The organism is Pseudomonas sp. 20P_3.2_Bac5 (assembly GCF_025466035.1).
Lineage (GTDB): Bacteria > Pseudomonadota > Gammaproteobacteria > Pseudomonadales > Pseudomonadaceae > Aquipseudomonas.
On sequence record NZ_JANLOA010000137.1, the window covers coordinates 63,716 to 83,387 of the forward strand.

Annotated in this window: 18 protein-coding genes; 9 read left to right on the top strand and 9 right to left on the bottom strand. The window is 62.9% G+C overall.

Going from position 1 to position 19,672, the window contains the following annotated elements; translation table 11 throughout:
* Positions 1 to 67: 67 nt before the first annotated feature.
* From NTD88_RS27925 to NTD88_RS27935, 3 genes are all read right to left on the bottom strand, one after another.
* A complete protein-coding gene (locus NTD88_RS27925) occupies positions 68 to 1,672 on the bottom strand; it encodes an ABC transporter substrate-binding protein (protein ID WP_262153722.1) in 1,605 nt (534 codons plus the stop codon).
* A 267-nt stretch (positions 1,673 to 1,939) separates the two neighbouring features.
* On the bottom strand, positions 1,940 to 3,565 hold the full coding sequence (locus NTD88_RS27930; RefSeq protein ID WP_262153723.1) for an ABC transporter substrate-binding protein: 1,626 nt from the start codon (positions 3,563 to 3,565) through the stop codon (positions 1,940 to 1,942).
* A 488-nt stretch (positions 3,566 to 4,053) separates the two neighbouring features.
* Positions 4,054 to 4,764: an SIMPL domain-containing protein gene (locus tag NTD88_RS27935; protein ID WP_262153724.1), complete on the bottom strand. Its 711-nt coding sequence runs from the start codon at positions 4,762 to 4,764 to the stop codon at positions 4,054 to 4,056.
* 196 nt (positions 4,765 to 4,960) lie between these two features.
* Here NTD88_RS27935 and NTD88_RS27940 point away from each other — a divergent pair, with 196 nt between their 5' ends.
* From NTD88_RS27940 to NTD88_RS27955, 4 genes are all read left to right on the top strand, one after another.
* Positions 4,961 to 6,217, top strand: a complete 1,257-nt coding sequence (locus NTD88_RS27940) for an ATP-binding protein (protein ID WP_095159581.1) — start codon at positions 4,961 to 4,963, stop codon at positions 6,215 to 6,217.
* Positions 6,217 to 6,777 carry a response regulator transcription factor gene (locus NTD88_RS27945; RefSeq protein WP_095159582.1) on the top strand — a complete coding sequence of 187 codons (561 nt, stop codon included), beginning with the start codon at positions 6,217 to 6,219 and terminating at the stop codon, positions 6,775 to 6,777. Before NTD88_RS27940 ends, NTD88_RS27945 begins: the two co-directional genes overlap by 1 nt.
* Positions 6,778 to 6,907: 130 nt before the next feature.
* The gene (locus tag NTD88_RS27950; protein ID WP_095159583.1) at positions 6,908 to 7,849 is read left to right on the top strand and encodes an AEC family transporter; all 942 of its coding nucleotides are present in this window, start codon (positions 6,908 to 6,910) and stop codon (positions 7,847 to 7,849) included.
* Positions 7,850 to 7,901: 52 nt separating this feature from the next.
* Positions 7,902 to 9,266, top strand: a complete 1,365-nt coding sequence (locus tag NTD88_RS27955) for an amino acid permease (protein ID WP_262153725.1) — start codon at positions 7,902 to 7,904, stop codon at positions 9,264 to 9,266.
* Positions 9,267 to 9,287: 21 nt separating this feature from the next.
* Here the strand turns inward: NTD88_RS27955 and NTD88_RS27960 are convergent, their stop codons facing one another.
* The 6 genes from NTD88_RS27960 to gatC form a co-directional block, all read right to left on the bottom strand.
* Entirely contained in the window at positions 9,288 to 9,668 is a 381-nt protein-coding gene (locus NTD88_RS27960; RefSeq protein ID WP_175651070.1) for a carboxymuconolactone decarboxylase family protein, read from the bottom strand.
* Between the two features lie 10 nt (positions 9,669 to 9,678).
* Entirely contained in the window at positions 9,679 to 10,704 is a 1,026-nt protein-coding gene (locus NTD88_RS27965) for a calcium/sodium antiporter (protein WP_371864348.1), read from the bottom strand.
* Between the two features lie 81 nt (positions 10,705 to 10,785).
* Positions 10,786 to 11,157, bottom strand: coding sequence for a septal ring lytic transglycosylase RlpA family protein (locus tag NTD88_RS27970; protein WP_095159587.1), 372 nt, complete (start codon positions 11,155 to 11,157; stop codon positions 10,786 to 10,788).
* 152 nt (positions 11,158 to 11,309) lie between these two features.
* On the bottom strand, positions 11,310 to 12,755 hold the full coding sequence (gene gatB / locus NTD88_RS27975) for an Asp-tRNA(Asn)/Glu-tRNA(Gln) amidotransferase subunit GatB (protein ID WP_262153727.1): 1,446 nt from the start codon (positions 12,753 to 12,755) through the stop codon (positions 11,310 to 11,312).
* A gap of 11 nt (positions 12,756 to 12,766) precedes the next feature.
* Positions 12,767 to 14,218 (bottom strand): Asp-tRNA(Asn)/Glu-tRNA(Gln) amidotransferase subunit GatA, encoded by a 1,452-nt coding sequence (gatA, locus tag NTD88_RS27980; protein WP_262153728.1) that lies wholly within the window; start codon positions 14,216 to 14,218, stop codon positions 12,767 to 12,769.
* Between the two features lie 16 nt (positions 14,219 to 14,234).
* The gene (gene gatC, locus NTD88_RS27985; protein ID WP_095159590.1) at positions 14,235 to 14,522 is read right to left on the bottom strand and encodes an Asp-tRNA(Asn)/Glu-tRNA(Gln) amidotransferase subunit GatC; all 288 of its coding nucleotides are present in this window, start codon (positions 14,520 to 14,522) and stop codon (positions 14,235 to 14,237) included.
* 199 nt (positions 14,523 to 14,721) lie between these two features.
* Here gatC and mreB point away from each other — a divergent pair, with 199 nt between their 5' ends.
* The 5 genes from mreB (at position 14,722) to rng (ending at position 19,668) form a co-directional block, all read left to right on the top strand.
* Entirely contained in the window at positions 14,722 to 15,759 is a 1,038-nt protein-coding gene (mreB, locus tag NTD88_RS27990; RefSeq protein ID WP_008371426.1) for a rod shape-determining protein MreB, read from the top strand.
* A gap of 165 nt (positions 15,760 to 15,924) precedes the next feature.
* Entirely contained in the window at positions 15,925 to 16,992 is a 1,068-nt protein-coding gene (gene mreC, locus NTD88_RS27995; protein WP_095159591.1) for a rod shape-determining protein MreC, read from the top strand.
* A complete protein-coding gene (gene mreD / locus NTD88_RS28000) occupies positions 16,992 to 17,480 on the top strand; it encodes a rod shape-determining protein MreD (RefSeq protein WP_095159592.1) in 489 nt (162 codons plus the stop codon). The genes mreC and mreD overlap by 1 nt, the downstream gene beginning before the upstream one ends.
* Before the next feature lie 38 nt (positions 17,481 to 17,518).
* Complete coding sequence (locus NTD88_RS28005; RefSeq protein WP_095159593.1) at positions 17,519 to 18,127, top strand: Maf family protein; 609 nt, start codon at positions 17,519 to 17,521, stop codon at positions 18,125 to 18,127.
* Positions 18,128 to 18,210: 83 nt separating this feature from the next.
* A complete protein-coding gene (rng, locus tag NTD88_RS28010; RefSeq protein ID WP_095159594.1) occupies positions 18,211 to 19,668 on the top strand; it encodes a ribonuclease G in 1,458 nt (485 codons plus the stop codon).
* The last annotated feature ends 4 nt before the right edge of the window (positions 19,669 to 19,672 follow it).

Here is a 19,672-nt window from a genome sequence, read left to right on the forward strand (position 1 = left end):
TCTTGTGAACCCACAGGTCATTGCACGGGATCGGGGCGGGTAAGCCTTGATCCGGCGAGGACCGACATCACTCGATGCCAACATCCAGGAAGGAGGTGCGACCGAACGGGCTCACCAGGTAATCCTTCACCTTCGTGCTTACCGGCTGGCTGACCGTGGAGTGGGCGACGGGGGTGATGGGCACTTGCTGCTTGATGTAGTGCTGGGCCTGGCGATACAGCTCGGAGCGCTGCTCGCGGTCGGTGACCGACTTGGCCTGTTTCACCAGGGCGTCGTATTGCGGGTCGCACCACATGGAGTGGTTGTGGCTGCCGATGGCGTCGCAGCTATAGAGGGTGCCGAGCCAGTTGTCCGGGTCGCCGTTGTCGCCAGTCCAGCCGATCAGGATGGTGTCGTGCTCGCCGTCCTTGGCGCGCTTGAGGTATTCGCCCCATTCGTAGCTGACGATATTCACCTTGAGCCCGAGCTTGCCCCAGTCGTCCTGGAGCATCTGCGCCATCAGCTTGGCGTTGGGGTTGTAGGGGCGTTGAACCGGCATGGCCCAGAGGGTGATTTCGGTGCCTTCCTCGACCCCGGCGTCGCGCAGCATCTGGCGCGCTTTTTCGATGTCTTGGGGCGGGTCGGTAATGCTCTCGTCATAGGACCACTGCGTGGGCGGCATGCTGTTCACCGCGACCTGGCCGGCGCCCTGGAACACAGTCTTGATGATCGCTTCCTTGTCCACGGCCATGTCCAGGGCCTGGCGCACTTCGAGCTGGTCGAACGGTTTTTTCTGGGTGTTGTAGGCGATGTAGCCGAGGTTGTAGGCGGGCTTCTCGATCAGGTTGATGGTCTCGTCGCGGCGCAGGGCTTCGAGGTCGGCGGGGCGGGGGTGGATGGTCACCTGGCACTCGCCTTTGCGCAGCTTCTGGACGCGCACCGAGGGGTCGGTGTTGATCGAGAAAATCAGGTTGTCGAGCCTCACCTGCTCCGGTGCCCAGTAGTCCGGGTTGCCGCGGTAGCGGATCTGCGCGTCCTTCTGGTAACGGGTGAACACGAAAGGTCCGGTGCCGATCGGTTTGTGGCTGATGTCCGCCGGCGTGCCGCGGCTGAGTAGCTGTTCGGCGTACTCGGCCGAGAGGATCGAGGCGAAGCTCATCGCCAGATTCTGGATCAGCGACGCATCGACGTAGTTAAGCGTGAAGACCACGGTCATCGGCCCGGTCTTTTCCACCTTGGCGATGGTCTTGTCCAGGCCCATGGCGCTGAAGTAGGGGAACTCGGTGCCGTAGGCCATGCGGAACGGGTGGGTCGTGTTGAGCATGCGGTTGAAGGTGAACAGCACGTCTTCGGCGTTGAAATCACGGCTCGGTTTGAAGGCGGCGTTGCTGTGGAATTTCACCCCGGGGCGCAGGTTGAAGGTGTAGATCAGGCCGTCGTCAGAGATGCTCCAGTCGGTCGCGAGCGCGGGCAGCACGCCGGTGGCGCCGCGCTGGAACTCCACGAGGCGGTTGTACAGCGGTTCGGCGACGTCATTGTCAGTACCGCTCTGGTATTGCGCGGAGTCGAACCCGGACGGGCTGCCTTCGGAACAGAACACCAGATTGCCCTTCTTGTCGTCGGCCATTCCGAAGGGCGAATGAGCCAGCACGCCGGCCCCGAGAAGGGCGGCGAAGAGGGAAGTCATACGCATGGGTATCCCCTTGTCTTGTGGTTGTCGTTGGAGTTTTCCGCGGCACAGGGCGAGCTTTCGCGCACGTGCTGCGGCGCCAGTCCCACGGTAAGGGCGGGGGAGGGCGACGACGAGTTACACAAGGGGCAAATTGAGGTGAGACGTTTCTGAGTGGTTTGACGAAATTTCAGCGGGGTGGTGGCGACCTATCCACAGCGAGTGTGGTTTTCGCGGCGGCTATCCATCTGAACAGTCGCGATGGGCCGCAGGGCGGCCCTTGGAACGCGTTTATGGCTTCACGCTGACGCCGTAGAAATCATTCAGCGCAAACGGACTGATCTTGAAGTCCTGCACCGTCTTGCGCATCGGTTGGTAGACGGTGGAGTGGGCGATCGGGGTGATCGGCACCTGGTCCTTGAGGATGTGCTGGGCCTGTTTGTACAGCGCGATGCGCTTGTTCTGGTCAGTGGTGGTCTTGGCTTCCTTGACCAGCTTGTCGTAGCCGGTGTCGCACCAGTGGGAGAAGTTGTTGCCGTTGACCGCGTCGCAGCCGTACAGGGTGCCGAGCCAGTTGTCCGGGTCGCCGTTGTCGCCGCTCCAGCCGATCAGCATGGCGCCGTTCTCGCCGTCCTTGGAGCGTTTGATGTACTCGCCCCATTCGTAGCTGACGATGCGCGCCTTGATGCCGATCTTCGCCCAGTCGGACTGGAGCATCTCGGCCATCAGCTTGGCGTTGGGGTTGTAAGGGCGCTGTACCGGCATGGCCCACAGGGTGATCTCGGTGCCTTCCTTGACGCCGGCTTCCTTGAGCAGTTGCCGGGCTTTTTCGGGGTTGTATTCGGTGCCCTTGATGGTGTCGTCGTAAGACCACTGGGTCGGCGGCATGGCGTTGACCGCGAGTTGCCCCGCGCCTTGGTACACCGAATCGATGATCTGCTGCTTGTTCACCGCCATGTCCAGCGCCTGGCGCACCTTGAGCTGGGCCATCGGGTTGGGCTCGTTGCTGCCCTTGATCTTGTCCATCACGTTGTAGGCGATGTAGCCGAGGTTGAAGCCGGCCTGTGACGGCATCTGCAGGTTCGGATCGGCCTTCAGGGCCTCGAGGTCGGCGGGGCGCGGGAACAGGGTGACCTGGCACTCGTTTTTCTTCAGCTTCTGCATGCGCACCGAGGCGTCGGTGGTGATGGCGAAGATCAGGTTGTCGATCTTCACCTCGTCCGGGCTCCAGTAGTCCTTGTTGCCCTTGAAACGGATCTGCGCGTCTTTCTGGTACTTGCTGAACACGAACGGGCCGGTGCCGATGGGCTTCTGGTTGATGTCCGCGGCCTTGCCCTGCTTGAGCAACTGCTCGGCGTATTCGGCGGACTGGATCGAGGCGAAGCTCATGGCGATGTTCTGGATGAACGCGGCGTCGACCGCGGCGAGGGTGAACTTCACCGTGTGCGCGTCGACCTTCTCCACCTGCTTGATGTTCGCGTCCATGCCCATGTCGGTGAAGTACGGGAACTCGGTGGGGTACGCCTTGCGGAACGGCATGTCCTTGTCGAGCATGCGGTTGAAGGTGAACAGCACGTCGTCGGCGTTGAATTCACGGGTTGGCTTGAAGTAGTCGGTGGTGTGGAACTTGACCCCTTCGCGCAGGTGGAAGGTGTAGGTCAGGCCGTCATCGGCGACGTCCCAGCGGGTTGCCAGGCCGGGAATGACCTGGGTGCCGCCGCGCTCGAACTGGGCCAGGCGGTTGAACATGGTTTCGGAGGACGCGTCGAAGTCGGTGCCGGTGGTGTACTGCGCGGGATCGAAGCCGGCGGGGCTGCCTTCGGAGCAGTAGACGAGATTGCTCGCTGCGTGCGCGGCCGGCGTGGCGGCGAGCAGACCTGCGCCGACCAGGAACGGAATGACTGCGGTTTTCAGCATGGTGGCCTCATTGTTGTCATTTTTTGAGCAGACGGCCTCGTGAGCCGACCTGCGGATATTTATGCCAACGATTGAGGATAGCTGTTTGGTGGGAAAGTGAAGCGGGGGTGCAGGCAGGAGACCGGGTCGTGGCGGCTAGGTGCTAGCCGACAGTTTTTAGCGCTCTTGAGATCGAGCGCCGCCCGCGCGGCGCATCGCGAGCAAGCTCGCTCCTACATCGGTTGCAACGTGCCATGGCCTGACGGAGAGGTGTTGCCCGCCTTTGGCACTCGGCGATGAATCGTGGGGAGGCTGTTGAAGTCAACTCGATAGCGCGTTGTACAAACAAGGCGCTCAACTATGGCCTGACAGGCATAGGCACGTTGCAACCAATGTAGGAGCGAGCTTGTCGGGGCGCCGAACCGTCGCGATGCGCCGCGCGGGCGGCGCTCGATCTCAAGGGCGCTGGAAAACTCCCTACATGCGCCCAGTGGCCGTAGAAACCCCGTTTAAGGCATCTGCACTTCGATAGTGCCATCCGCGCTGATGCTCACCTGCGCAGTGCCGGCTTCGACCTGCGGCGACGGCGCGGCTTCGGCATCCATGCTGGCCTTCATCATCATCGGCGCACGCATGTACGGCTGTGGGTAGCCGCTGCTGTTGAGGTTCAGGCTGACCACTTTGTAGCCCTTGCCGCCCAACGCATCGGTGGCGATCTGGGCGCGGGCCTTGAAGGCGTCGACCGCGTCCTTGAGCAGTTCGTCTTCGCTGGTCTTGCGTGTTGCGGGCGCAACGGCGAAGTCCATGCCGCCCATTTTCAGGGTTTGCAGCAGCTCGCCGGTCAGGCCGGAGAGGGCCGGGAAATTGCCGCTTTCCAGGCGCAGTTCGGCGCGTTCACGCCAGCCGGTGATTTTCTGGCCTTTGTCGTCGTAGATCGGGTAGGCATTGCGGCTGCCCTGGCTGATCTTCACGTCCTTGGCCTGACGGGCCTTTTCCAGCGCCTTGTTCAGCGTGGTGGTGATCTCGGCGGCGAGTTTCGCCGGATCAGTGTTCTGTGCTTCGCTGTACAGGGTCACGACCATCAGGTCGCGGGTCACTTCCTTGCTGGCTTCGGCACGCAGCGATACCTGGTTGTAACGCGGCTCGTCCGCCAGAACGGGAAGGCTGGCCAGGAGGCTGGCGGCCAGCAGGACCTTGGCGCTACGGCTAGGGGTATGCATGGATAACTCCTTGAAAAATGGGCGTGGCCGATACGATCCTGTGCCACGCAGACCCTGTCTGACCTTGAAAATAGCAGCAAGGTTCCAGAAGGCCATCATTTATCCCCGGTGTGGCGAGTTGCCGCATTGCTGCAGACCAGGGCGTCGCTTGGGTATACTCGCGGCGGTTTACCTGGAGCACTCATCAGGAGAGCTCATGCTCGCCCCCGAAAAAATGCTGTCCGCCACCCGCCAGAATCTCTGGCGTCTGACGCTTGTCCGCACCCTGGTACTGGCCGCGCAGGCCGGTTCGGTCGGGGTCGCCTACTGGACTGAACTCCTTCCGCTGCCCTGGCTGGCCCTGAGTGTCACCCTCGGGTTTTCCATGGTGCTGTGCCTGGTCACCGCCCTGCGCCTGCGCGCCTCGCTGCCGGTTACCGAGCTGGAATACGCGGTGCAACTGGCCTGCGACCTGCTGATCCACAGCGCCTTGCTGTATTTCTCCGGCGGATCGACCAACCCCTTCGTTTCCTATTACCTGGTGCCGCTGGCGATTGCCGCGGTGACGTTGCCGTGGGTCTATTCGTTGATCCTCTCGGGCATCGCGCTGGTGGCCTACACCCTGCTGCTGATGCAGTTCTATCCGCTGGAAACCTTCCCCATGGCGCGGGAGAAGATGCAGATCTACGGCATGTGGCTGAGTTTCGCCCTGGCCGCAGCGGTGATCACCTTCTTCGCGGCGAAGATGGCCGAGGAACTGCGCCGTCAGCAGCAGTTCCAGGCCCAACGCCGCGAGGAAGGGCTGCGCGACCAGCAGCTACTGGCCGTGGCCACCCAGGCTGCGGGCGCCGCCCACGAACTGGGCACGCCGCTGGCGACCATGAGCGTGCTGATCAGCGAGATGCGCCAGGACCATACCGACCCGCTGTTGCAGGAAGACCTCGGTGTGCTCCAGGAACAGGTCAAGCAGTGCAAGTACACCTTGCAGCAACTGGTGCGCGCCGCCGAAGCCAACCGGCGCATGGTGGTGGAAGACCAGCCGGTGACCTTCTGGCTCGATGAATCGCTCAACCGCTGGCACCTGATGCGCCCCGAAGCCAGTTACCGCTTCCAGCGCCTCGGTCAGGGCGAGGTGCCGCGCCTGGCGCCGCCACCGGACCTGACCCAGGCCCTGCTGAATTTGCTGAACAACGCCGCCGATGCTTGTCCCGATGGGCTGGAAGTGCACCTGGATTGGGACGCTTCCGACATCGTCATCAGCATCCGCGACCATGGCCCCGGTGTCCCGGTGGCCATCGCCGAACAGATCGGCAAACCCTTCTTTACCACCAAGGGCAAGGGCTTTGGCCTGGGCCTGTTCTTGAGCAAGGCCAGCGTGACCCGTGCTGGCGGCTCGGTAAAACTCTATAGTCACGAAGAAGGCGGTACGCTCACTGAGCTACGCTTGCCGCGTGACGCGCGAGGAGATGTGTGATGAGTGATGAAATCCAGGTTGAAGGTGAAGAACTGCCGCACCTGCTGCTGGTCGACGACGACGCGACCTTTACCCGGGTGATGGCCCGTGCCATGAGCCGCCGCGGTTTCCGCGTCAGCACCGCCAGCTCTGCGGAGGAAGGACTGGTGCTGGCCCAGCAGGACATACCGGACTACGCCACGCTGGACCTCAAGATGGAAGGCGACTCCGGCCTGGTGCTGCTGCCCAAGCTGCTGGAGCTTGATCCGGAAATGCGCGTGGTGATCCTCACGGGTTATTCGAGCATCGCCACTGCGGTGGAGGCCATCAAGCGCGGCGCCTGCAATTACCTGTGCAAGCCGGCGGATGCCGATGACGTGCTGGCGGCGCTGCTGTCCGAGCACGCTGATCTGGACAGCCTGGTGCCGGAAAACCCGATGTCGGTGGACCGCTTGCAGTGGGAGCACATCCAGCGCGTGCTGGCCGAGCACGAAGGCAATATCTCCGCCACCGCCCGCGCCCTGGGCATGCATCGGCGCACCTTGCAGCGCAAGCTGCAGAAGCGGCCGGTTCGGCGCTGATCCTTTTTGGGGCTGCTCTGCGGCCCCAAAAATCTGCCTGTTTCCTGCAATTCATCCGGAAACCCCCGTCCCTGACGCCTGTGCTGGCGTATTATTAGCCACCTAACGACAGGCCACGGAACTCCCCCGCATGCTCGCCCTTTTCATCCAGACGCTGAACATCACCGCCCCGGTGTTCGCGATGCTGTTCATGGGCGTGCTGCTGCGCCGCATCAATGCGATCAACGACGGCTTCATCCAGACCTCGTCGGCCCTGGTGTTCAACGTCTGCATGCCGGCGCTGCTGTTTCTCGGCATTTACCACGCCGACCTCGAGGCCGCGGTCAAACCCGGCCTGCTGCTGTACTTCATCGCCGCCACCTTAGGCAGTTTCGCCTTGGCCTGGCTGATTGCCATCTGGCGCTGTCCCCGGGAAGATCGCGGCATCTATACGCAGGGTGCGTTTCGCGGCAACAACGGTGTGGTCGGGTTGGCGCTGGCGGCCAGCATGTACGGCGACTACGGTATCTCACTCGGCGCGATTCTCGCCGGGCTGGTGATCCTGCTCTACAACTCGCTGTCGTCGGTGGTGCTGGCGGTGTACAGCCCGACGGTCAAGTCCGATCCGTGGAGCATCCTCAAGAGCATCCTGCGTAATCCGTTGATCATCAGTGTGCTGGCGGCGACGCCGATGGCCTACGCCAAGGTGCCGTTGCCCAACTGGCTGCTGACGTCGGCGGATTACCTGGCTCAGATGACCTTGCCGCTGGCGTTGATCTGCATCGGCGGGACGCTGTCGCTGGCCTCGTTGCGGGCCAGTGGCCGGATGGCGGTCAGTTCCAGCCTGGTGAAGATGGTCTGGCTGCCGCTGATATTCACCTTTGGCGGCTGGCTATGCGGCTTTCGCGGGGCGGAACTGGGCATCCTGTTCCTCTATATTGGCAGCCCGACCGCGGCGGCCAGTTATGTAATGGCCAGGGCGGCCAATGGCAACCATGAGCTGGCGGCGTCGATCATTGTGATCACCACCCTGGCGGCTGCGCTTACAACCAATATCGGAATCTTCCTCTTGCAGTGGGGAGGATGGATCTAGATTCTCCGGGTACAACAATTCCAACACAGCCTCTTACGTCTGAGGACACTTCATGCAAGACCAGATCACGCCCGAGCGTTTACACCGCGGGCTGAAAAACCGTCATATCCAACTGATCGCCCTGGGCGGGGCGATCGGTACGGGCCTGTTCCTCGGCATCGCCCAGACCATCCAGATGGCCGGCCCGTCGGTGCTGCTGGGCTACGCGATCGCCGGCATCATCGCCTTCTTCATCATGCGCCAGCTTGGCGAAATGGTCGTGGAAGAGCCGGTGTCCGGCACGTTCAGCCACTTCGCCCATAAATACTGGAGCCCGCTCGCCGGCTTCATGTCGGGCTGGAACTACTGGGTGCTCTATGTGCTGGTCGGCATGGCCGAACTGACGGCGGTGGGCATCTATGTCCAGTACTGGTGGCCGGACTTCCCGACCTGGGCCACGGCGGCGATCTTCTTCGTCGTCATCAACCTGATGAACGTGAGTCAGGTGAAGGTCTACGGTGAAATGGAGTTCTGGTTCGCCCTGATCAAGGTCGTGGCCATCCTCGGCATGATCGGTTTTGGCGGCTACATGCTGTTCAGCGGCACCGGCGGCCCGGATGCCAGCGTCGCCAACCTCTGGCAGCACGGCGGCTTCTTCCCCAACGGCGCGACTGGTCTGATGATGGCCATGGCCGTGATCATGTTCTCGTTCGGCGGCCTGGAACTGGTGGGTATCACCGCTGCCGAGGCCGATAACCCGCGCCACAGCATTCCGCGCGCCACCAATCAGGTGATCTACCGCATCCTGCTGTTCTATATCGGCGCCCTGGCCGTGCTGCTGGCGCTGTACCCGTGGCAGAAAGTGGTCAGTGGCGGCAGCCCGTTCGTGATGATCTTCCACGACCTGGACAGCAACCTGGTGGCGACCGTGCTCAACCTGGTGGTGCTGACCGCCGCGCTGTCGGTCTACAACAGTTGCGTGTACTGCAACAGCCGCATGCTGTTCGGCCTGGCGACCCAGGGCGATGCGCCGAAGAAACTGCTCAAGGTCAATGCCAAGGGTGTTCCGCTGGCGGCGCTGGGCATTTCCGCGCTGGCTACAGGCCTGTGTGTGCTCATCAACTACTACATCCCGCGTGAGGCCTTCGGCCTGCTGATGTCGCTGGTGGTGTCGTCGCTGGTGATCAACTGGGGGATCATCAGCATCACCCACCTGAAATTCCGCCAGGCCAAGGCGGCTCAGGGTCAGGAAACCTTCTACAAGAGCCTCGGCTATCCACTGACCAACTACCTGTGCCTGGCCTTCCTGGCGTTCATTCTGGTGGTGATGTGGATGACCGAAGGGATCCGCATCTCTGTCGAGTTGATCCCGGTCTGGCTGCTGGTGCTGGGGGGTGCTTACAAGCTGACCCGCGGCCGCAAGACCGCCAAGGCCTGACGGTCTTCGGGAAGTGATCGATCAGCCTGGCTGTTGCCAGGTGTCGATCACTTCCTGCGCCGCGCGGAACGCGTCGATCGCCGCCGGCACACCCGCATAGACTGCGCAATGCAGCAATGCTTCGCGAATCTCTTCCACCGTACAGCCATTGTTCAGGGCACCACGCACGTGGCCCTTGAGTTCCTGCGGGCACTTGAGCGCAGTGAGGGCGGCCAGGGTGATCAGGCTGCGGGTTTTCAGCGGCAGGCCTTCGCGGCTCCAGACGCTACCCCAGGCGTGTTCGTTGACGAACTCCTGCAGCGGCGCGGTGAACTCGGTGGCGTTGCCCAGTGCGCGGTCAACGAAGACGTCGCCCATTACCTGGCGGCGAACCTGTTCGCCGGTTTTCTTCGTATCGCCCATCTTGTTTTCCTTAGTGTTGGCGGCGCCAGGCGCGCAGGGTGGTGTAGAGCAACACGGCCCCCAGCGCTGGCAGGACATAGAACAACATCAGTTGCTCCAGGCGGTTGGCCAGCGGCATGCCGGTGGTGAAGGCCACCACGTGCAGACCATAGGCCAGATACAGGCAGAGAAACACCAGACCTTCGGCGCGCGTGACCCGGTACCCGGAATAGAACACCGGCAGGCTCAAGGCGGCGACGCCGAGCATCACGGGCAGGTCGAAGGCCAGGGCATTGGGCGAGATCGACAGCGGTTCCGGGGTCAGCACGGCGGTCAGGCCGAGCACGCCCAGCAGGTTGAACAGGTTGCTGCCGATCACGTTGCCCACGGCGATTTCCCGTTCGCCGCGGATGGCCGCGATCAACGAAGTCGCCAGTTCCGGCAGCGAGGTGCACACGGCAACCACGGTCAGACCGATGATGCGCTCCGACAAGCCAAGGTCCGTGGCGACTTCCACTGCCGCCTCCAGCAGCAGGTGCCCGGCCAGACTGAGCAGACCAAGACCGATGGCCATCAGCAACAGGGTGCCGGCCCAGAAGCCCGCGCCCCGTTGCGGCTGATGCCCCGGCGCGTGGTGGATGCGGGTGTGGTGGCGTGACTGGCGCCACAGGATCGCCAGGTACGCCACAAGCCCGAGCAACAGCAGTGCGCCTTCCCAGTGATCGAGCGCTTCGTTCAGCGCCAGCAGGTACACCAGCAGGCTGGCGCCGATCATCAACGGGATATCCAGGCGCACCAGTTGCCGCGACACGCGCAGCGGAATGATCAGCGCGGCCAGGCCTAGGGTGACGAGAATGTTGAAGATGTTGCTGCCGATCACGCTGCCCACCGCCACATCGGGGGCGCCGGTGTAGGCGGCTTGCAGGCTGACGGTGAGTTGCGGCGCGCTGCTGCCGAACGCCACCAGGCTCAGGCCGATGATCAGCGGGCGTACTTGCAGGCTGGCGGCCAGGCGCAGGGCGCCGCGCACCAGCAGCTCGGCGCCAAGCACCAGCAGGATAAGGCCGCTGCACAGTTGCAGCAGGCTGAAGGTGGGTAAAGCGGCCAGGTTGAAAATGGTCGGGCTCCGAAAACAGGATCAGTCGCTGAGGCTTTGTACCCGGACGCGCGCCGTTCCGCTACGGAGCATGTCCAGCTTCTGCGCGGCGGCCTTGGACAGATCGATCAGTCGGCCACGGGTATGCGGGCCGCGGTCATTGATGCGGACCACGACAGAGCGTTCGTTTTTCAGGTTGGTGACACGCACCCGGGTGCCGAAGGGCAGGCTGCGGTGCGCGGCGGTCAGGCCGTGCTGGTCGAAGGGCTCACCACTGGCAGTGCGTTTGCCGTGATGGCGAGAACCATAATAGGAGGCGGTGCCGGTTTCATCGTAGCCGCGCGGGTCGATGTCGTGGCTGGCACAGCCGGCGAGCAAGGTGAACAGCGCCAAGGCGCTCAGCAGACGCCACATGTATTACGGTGCTCCGTGGTTCTCTGTAGGGGCGAGCTTGCTCGCGAAGGACGCAGCGGTCCCCTAAATGGCCCTGACCAGGCAAGCTCGCTCCTACAGGACATTGTGAGTCCAGAGGAGCGAGCCCTATCGAGACCAAGGCTCGGTGACGATTACCCTTCGAGCTTGCTCTTGAGCAATTCGTTCACCTGTTGCGGGTTTGCCTTGCCTTTCGAGGCCTTCATGGCCTGACCGACAAAGAAGCCGAACATCTTGCCGCGCTTGGCTTCATCCGCCGCCCGGTACTGCTCGACCTGCTCGGCGTTGGCCGCCAGCACTTCGTCCAGTACCTTCTCGATCGCACCGCTGTCCGTCACTTGCTTCAGACCGCGCGCTTCGATGATCTGGTCGGCATCGCCTTCGCCGTTGGCCATCGCTTCGAACACGGTCTTGGCAATCTTGCCGCTGATGGTGTTGTCGCGAATGCGCTGCAGCATGCCACCCAGTTGCTCGGCGCTGACCGGCGCCTGGTCGATCTCGACACCCAGCTTGTTCAGCAGGCTGCCCAGCTCCACCATGACCCAGTTGGCCGCCAGCTTGGCGTCGCCACCAATGGCCGCAACCTTCTCGAAGTAGTCCGCTTGCTCGCGGCTGGAAGCCAGCACGTTGGCGTCGTAAGCCGACAGGCCGTACTGGCTCTGGAAGCGCTCGACTTTCTGCGGTGGCAGCTCCGGTAGGGTGGCGCGAATGCCTTCGAGGAAGGCCGACTCGATCACCACCGGCAGCAGGTCCGGATCGGGGAAGTAACGGTAGTCGTTGGCTTCCTCCTTGCTGCGCATGGAGCGGGTTTCGTCCTTGTTCGGGTCGTACAGGCGGGTTTCCTGGGTGACCTTGCCGCCGTCTTCGATCAGGTCGATCTGGCGCTGGATTTCGGTATTGATCGCGCGCTCGATGAAGCGGAACGAGTTGACGTTCTTGATCTCGCAGCGGGTGCCGAACTCGACCTGGCCTTTCGGACGGATCGAGACGTTGCAGTCACAACGCAGCGAGCCTTCGGCCATGTTGCCGTCGCAGATGCCCAGGTAGCGCACCAGCGCGTGGATCGCCTTGACGTAGGCCACGGCTTCCTTGGCGCTGCGCATTTCCGGCTCGGAAACGATTTCCAGCAGCGGGGTGCCGGCACGGTTCAGGTCGATGCCGGTGGAGCCGGCGAAGTCTTCGTGCAGGCTTTTGCCGGCGTCTTCTTCCAGGTGCGCGCGGGTGATGCCGATGCGCTTGACGGTGCCGTCTTCCAGAGCGATGTCCAGGTGGCCCTTGCCGACGATCGGCAGCTCCATCTGGCTGATCTGGTAGCCCTTGGGCAGGTCAGGGTAGAAGTAGTTCTTGCGCGCGAACACGTTGTGCTGGCCAATCTCGGCGTCGATGGCGAGGCCGAACATGCAGGCCATGCGCACCGCTTCCTGGTTCAGCACCGGCAGTACGCCGGGCATGCCCAGGTCGATCAGGCTGGCCTGGGTGTTCGGCTCGGAACCGAACGTGGTGGCGCTGCCGGAGAAAATCTTCGACTGGGTGGCGAGCTGGGTGTGAATCTCCAGCCCGATAACAACTTCCCATTGCATGTGTCTGTCCCTCAGAAGCCGTTAGGTGCGCGAGTGTGCCAGTCAGTCACTTGCTGATAGCGGTGCGCGACGTTGAGCAGGCGGCCTTCCTGGAAGTACGGCGCCAGGAGTTGCACGCCCACCGGCAGACCGTCGACGAAACCGGCCGGCATCGACAGGCCCGGCAGACCGGCCAGGTTGGCGGTGATGGTGTAGACGTCTTCCAGGTACGCGGCGACCGGATCGGCGTTCTTGGCGCCGATCTTCCAGGCCAGGTTCGGCGTGGTCGGGCCGAGGATCACGTCGACGCCTTCGAAGGCGGCCATGAAGTCGTTCTTGATCAGGCGACGGATCTTCTGGGCCTTCAGGTAGTAGGCGTCGTAGTAGCCGGCCGACAGGGCGTAGGTGCCGACCATGATCCGGCGCTGCACTTCGCTGCCGAAGCCTTCGCCGCGGGAACGCTTGTACAGGTCGGTGAGGTCTTTCGGGTTCTCGCAGCGGTAGCCGAAGCGCACGCCGTCGAAGCGCGACAGGTTCGAGGAGGCTTCGGCCGGGGCGATCACGTAGTACGCCGGAATGGCGTGCTGCATGTTCGGCAGGCTGATTTCCTTGATGACTGCGCCGAGCTTCTCCAGCTCCTTGACGCTGGCCTGGACCAGTTCAGCGATGCGCGGGTCGAGGCCGGCACCGAAGTATTCCTTCGGCAGGCCGATACGCAGCCCTTGCAGCGAGGCGTTCAGGCCGGCGCTGTAGTCCGGGACCGGCTCATCGATGCTGGTGGAGTCTTTTGGATCGAAACCGGCCATGCCTTGCAGCAGCAGGGCGCAGTCCTCGGCGGTGCGGGCCAGCGGGCCGCCCTGATCGAGGCTCGACGCGTAGGCAATCATGCCCCAGCGCGAGACGCGGCCGTAGGTCGGCTTGAGGCCGGTCAGGCTGGTCAGCGCGGCTGGCTGGCGGATCGAGCCGCCAGTGTCAGTGGCGGTGGCGGCCGGCAGCAGGCGGGCAGCCACGGCCGCAGCCGAACCACCGGACGAACCGCCAGGCACGTGTTCCAGGTTCCACGGGTTCTTCACCGGGCCGTAGTGGCTGGATTCGTTGGCCGAACCCATGGCGAACTCGTCCATGTTGGTCTTGCCCAGGGTCACGGTACCGGCCTCGGCCAGCTTGCTGACCACGGTGGCGTCGTAGGGGGCCTTGAACGAGTCGAGCATCTTCGAGCCGCAGCTGGTGCGGATGCCCTGGGTACAGAACAGGTCCTTGTGGGCGATCGGCGCGCCCAGCAGTGCACCGTTCTCGCCGGCGGCGCGGCGGGCGTCGGCGGCACGGGCCTGGCTGATGGCCAGGTCGTCGGTGACACTGATGAAGCTGTTGATCTGTGGGTCGAGTTGATGGATGCGGGCCAGCAGCGCGCGGGTCAGCTCTTCGGAGGAAAAGGCTTTGTCGGCGAGTCCGCGAGCGATCTCGGCCAGGGTGAGTTGGTGCATGGCAGGCTCTATTCCCTTACTCGATGACTTTCGGAACCAGGTACAGGCCGCTGTCCGTCGCTGGGGCGATGGCCTGGTAGCTGTCTCGCTGGTTGCTTTCTGTTACAACGTCGGCGCGAAGGCGCTGGCTGGCTTCAAGAGGGTGAGCCAGAGGCTCGATACCGGTGGTGTCGACGGCCTGCATCTGGTCGACCAGTCCCAGAATACTGTTCAGGGCATCGGTAGTGCGTGGCAGATCGGCTTCGTTCAGGCCCAGTCGGGCCAGGTGAGCGATCTTTTCCACGTCGCAGCGTTCAAGCGCCATGGGGATCTCCTGGGGAAAGAAAACGGAATGGGTCCGCAATGAGGAACATGTAGGGGCACACGTGGTCATAAGGCCCGATCGTGTGCTGGCTTGCTCGGAAAAACTGCCAATTTAACATATTGGCGCCTTGCCCAAAATCCCCGCCGTTGTTAGAGTTTGCCGCACTTTTTTACCCACGCGTTGCCAGGGTCCCTTTCCCATGTTCAAGAAACTGCGTGGCATGTTTTCCAGCGATCTTTCCATCGACCTGGGCACTGCCAACACCCTTATTTACGTGCGTGAGCGCGGTATCGTCCTGAATGAGCCTTCGGTTGTGGCCATTCGTACCCACGGCAACCAGAAAAGTGTCGTCGCTGTCGGCACCGAAGCAAAGCGCATGCTGGGTCGTACTCCCGGCAACATTGCTGCCATTCGTCCGATGAAGGACGGCGTGATCGCCGACTTCAGCGTCTGCGAAAAGATGCTGCAGTACTTCATCAACAAGGTTCACGAAAACAGCTTCCTGCAGCCTAGCCCTCGTGTGCTGATCTGCGTGCCGTGCAAATCGACCCAGGTCGAGCGCCGCGCCATCCGTGAATCGGCCCTCGGTGCCGGTGCCCGTGAAGTATTCCTGATCGAAGAGCCAATGGCCGCTGCCATCGGTGCCGGCCTGCCGGTCGAAGAAGCCCGTGGTTCGATGGTCGTCGATATCGGTGGTGGTACCACTGAAATCGCACTGATCTCCCTGAACGGTGTGGTTTACGCCGAATCCGTTCGCGTTGGTGGCGACCGCTTCGACGAAGCCATCGTGACTTACGTGCGCCGCAACTACGGCAGCCTGATCGGCGAATCCACCGCCGAGCGTATCAAGCAGGAAATCGGTACCGCCTATCCGGGCGGCGAAGTGCGCGAAGTCGACGTCCGCGGCCGTAACCTGGCCGAAGGCGTACCACGTGCCTTCACCCTGAATTCCAACGAAGTGCTCGAAGCGCTGCAGGAATCCCTGGCGACTATCGTTCAGGCCGTGAAGAGCGCCCTGGAGCAATCGCCTCCGGAACTGGCGTCCGACATCGCCGAGCGTGGCCTGGTGCTGACCGGTGGTGGCGCTCTGCTTCGCGACCTGGACAAGCTGCTGGCCCAGGAAACCGGCCTGCCGGTGATCGTTGCCGAGGACCCGCTGACCTGTGTCGCCCGTGGCGGCGGTCGCGCCCTGGAAATGATGGACAAACACACCATGGACCTGCTCTCCAGCGAGTGATTCGCCGGATTGCAACCCTGTCGACCGGTTTACAGGTAGCGCTTGCAGTGCTACCTGTATTGCCGGCTGGCGTCCGTCTGGACGTCGCTTCCATCCATCCGCAATCCAGGCCGGTGCGTTGCCGTATGAATGACCTCCTGAACCGTCGTCAACGAGGAGCGGCTTATTAAACCGCTTTTCGCCAAAGGCCCGTCGCTGGGCGTACGCCTGCTCGTGCTGGTCGTGCTGTCGATCGCCCTGATGGTGGTCGATGCCCGCTTCCCCGTGCTCAAGCCCGTGCGCAGTCAAATGTCGCTGGTGCTGATGCAGTCCTACACCATCACCGATCTGCCGCAGCGTCTGTGGCAAGGCGTGGCCAGCCAGTTTGGCAGCCGCACCGAACTGATCGCCGAGAACGAAAAACTCAAGACCGAAGCCCTGCTCCTGCAAGGTCGCCTGCAAAAGCTGGCTGCCCTGACCGAGCAGAACGTGCGTCTGCGCGAGTTGCTCAACTCCTCGGCGCTCTTCAATGAAAAGGTCGAGGTCGCCGAACTGATCGGCATGGACCCGAACCCGTTCACCCATCGAATTCTGATCAACAAAGGCGAGCGCGACGGTGTCGTGCTCGGCCAGCCGGTGCTCGACGCCCGCGGCCTCATGGGCCAGGTGGTCGAGTTGATGCCGTACACCTCGCGGGTGCTGCTGCTGACCGACACCACCCACAGCATCCCGGTGCAGGTCAACCGCAACGGCCTGCGCGCGATTGCCAGCGGCACCGGCAACCCGGAACGCCTTGAACTGCGTCATGTCGCCGATACCGCCGACATCAAGGAAGGTGACCTGCTGGTGAGTTCCGGCCTGGGTCAGCGTTTCCCGGCCGGTTATCCGGTGGCGACGGTGAAGGAAGTGATCCACGACTCTGGGCAACCCTTCGCCATTGTTCGCGCGGTGCCGACCGCCGCCCTGAACCGCAGCCGTTACCTGCTGCTGGTGTTCAGCGACAGCCGTACCCCCGAAGAGCGAGCCAACGACGCAGCCCAGGCGCAGGCCCAGGACGCCGCCGGTCACACAGCGACTGACGCGGCACATGCTGCGCCGGCCACCACGCCTGCAACACCTGCCGCACCCGCCACCACGACCCCGGCTGCGCCCCATGCCCCGGCGGCCACACCTGCGGCCGCGCCAACGCCGGCTGCCGCTGCTGCGCCCGCAAGCCATGGCACGCCAACGACCCCCTCCCGGGAGAGACATTGATGGTCAGTACACACAGCAAGAATGGCTGGGTGGTCTGGTTGACCTTCCTGGTTGGCCTGCTGCTCAGCGTGTGGCCGATGCCGCCGTTCATGGATATCTTCCGTCCGCTGTGGCTGGCCCTGCTGCTGGCCTTCTGGACGTTGAACCTGCCCACCAAGGTCGGCATGACCACCGCGTTTTTGCTCGGTCTGGCGGAGGACGTGCTGTACGGCACGTTGCTGGGGCAGAACGCCCTGGTCCTGACCCTCATCACCTTCCTGGTACTCAGCCTGCAACAGCGCTTGCGCATGTTCCCCATGTGGCAGCAGAGCCTGACCATCCTGGTGATCTTCGGCGTCGCCCAGCTAGTGCAATTGTGGCTCAGCGCCCTGACCGGCAATCGTCAGCCCACGCTGGCGCTGGTCTGGCCGGCAGTGACCAGTGCCTTGCTCTGGCCATGGATCAGCTTCGGCCTGCGCGGTCTGCGCAGCCGATTGAGTATCTACTGAAGCATCCTGCTTTTCGACGCTGACAGGGAGACGTCACGATGACCCCGCTGTACCTGGCCTCCGGTTCGCCGCGCCGCCGTGAGCTGCTGACCCAGATCGGCATTCCCTTCACCGTCGTCAGTGCCTCGATTGACGAAACCCCGCTGCCCGATGAGTCGGCAAGCGCTTATGTCGAGCGCCTGGCCCTCGGCAAGGCGGCTGCCGGCCTGGCCCTGCTGACCGCCAGCGGCACCCGCGAGCCTCTGGCCGTACTCGGTGCCGATACCGCGGTGGTTCTCGACGGCAGGATTCTTGGCAAGCCCGTCGACCGCGAAGATGCCCTGGCCATCCTGGCCTCGCTTTCCGGACGTGAACATCAGGTGCTGACTGCCGTCGCGGTGAGCGATGGTCAGCGCAGCGAAAGCCTGTGCGTCACCAGTCGCGTTACCTTCGGGCCGATCAGCGCAGAGCAGGCGCATGCCTACTGGAGCAGCGGCGAGCCGCGGGACAAGGCCGGCGCCTACGCGATCCAGGGCCTCGGCGCGGTATTCGTGCAGAACCTTCAGGGCAGCTACTCGGGTGTGGTCGGGCTTCCAGTCGCCGAAACCGCCGAATTGCTCGCCCGTTTCGGCATTCCCTGCTGGCAGGGCCTGCCGACAGCAGAATGAGGAAGCACTGAGACCGTTTATTGCTCGCCAGTCTCCGTCGGGCAATCCATCATTACCTCAAAGAACTTTGACGAGAGCCTGCCATGAGTGAAGAGATTCTGATCAACATCACACCGATGGAATCACGCGTGGCGGTGGTGGAAAACGGCGTTCTCCAAGAGGTGCATGTCGAGCGCACCCAGCGCCGCGGCATCGTTGGCAATATCTACAAGGGCAAGGTGGTACGGGTGCTGCCGGGCATGCAGGCGGCCTTCGTCGATATCGGTCTGGACCGCGCGGCCTTTATCCATGCCTCGGAAATCTCCCTGCGCGAAGGCACCACAGTCGAAAGCATCAGCGCCCTGGTGCATGAGGGGCAAAGCCTGGTGGTGCAGGTGACCAAGGACCCCATCGGGTCAAAGGGCGCCCGCCTGACTACCCAGTTGTCGATTCCTTCCCGCTATCTGGTCTACATGCCGCGCACCAAGCACGTCGGCATTTCCCTGAAGATCGAAGACGAAGCTGAGCGCGACCGCCTGAAGAAGGTGGTCAGCGACTGTGTCGCCCAGGAAAACATCCAGGACTCCGGCGGCTTCATCCTGCGCACTGCGGCGGAAGGCGCCGGGGCAGACGAGATTCTCATGGACATCCGCTACCTGCGGCGCCTGTGGGATCAGATTGGCGCGCAGATCAAGACCGTGGGCGCGCCTACCGAAATCTACGAAGACCTGGGGCTGGCGCTGCGCACCCTGCGCGACCTGGTGAATCCGAAGATCGAGAAGATCCGCATCGATTCCCGGGAAACCTTCCAGAAAACCACGCAGTTCGTCGGCGAATTGATGCCGGAAATCGCTGATCGTCTGGAGCATTACCCTGGGGAGCGGCCGATTTTCGACCTGTACGGCGTCGAAGATGAAATCCAGCGCGCCCTTGAGCGCAAGGTGCCGCTCAAGTCCGGCGGCTATCTGGTGATCGACCCGGCCGAGGCCATGACCACCATCGATGTGAACACCGGCGCCTTCGTCGGCCATCGCAATCTCGAAGAAACCATCTTCAAGACCAACCTCGAAGCTGCCACCGCCATCGCCCGGCAACTGCGCCTGCGCAATATAGGCGGGATCATCATCATCGACTTCATCGACATGGAAGACGAAGAGCATCAGCGCCAGGTGCTACGCACCCTGGAAAAGCAGCTCGAACGCGACCATGCGAAAACCAACATCATCGGCCTCACCGAGCTGGGCCTGGTGCAGATGACCCGCAAACGCACCCGTGAAAGTCTCGAACAGGTGCTGTGCGAGCCGTGCAGCAGTTGCCAGGGCCGCGGCAAGCTCAAGACGCCGGAGACTATCTGTTACGAGATTTTCCGGGAAATTCTTCGCGAGGCGCGGGCCTACCAGGCCGAAGGCTATAGAGTGCTCGCCAACCAAAAGGTGGTGGACCGCCTGCTGGACGAAGAATCGGGGAATGTCGCCGAACTCGAAGCCTTTATCGGGCGAACCATTCGTTTCCAGGTGGAGTCCATGTATTCCCAGGAACAATACGATGTGGTGCTGCTCTGACTCG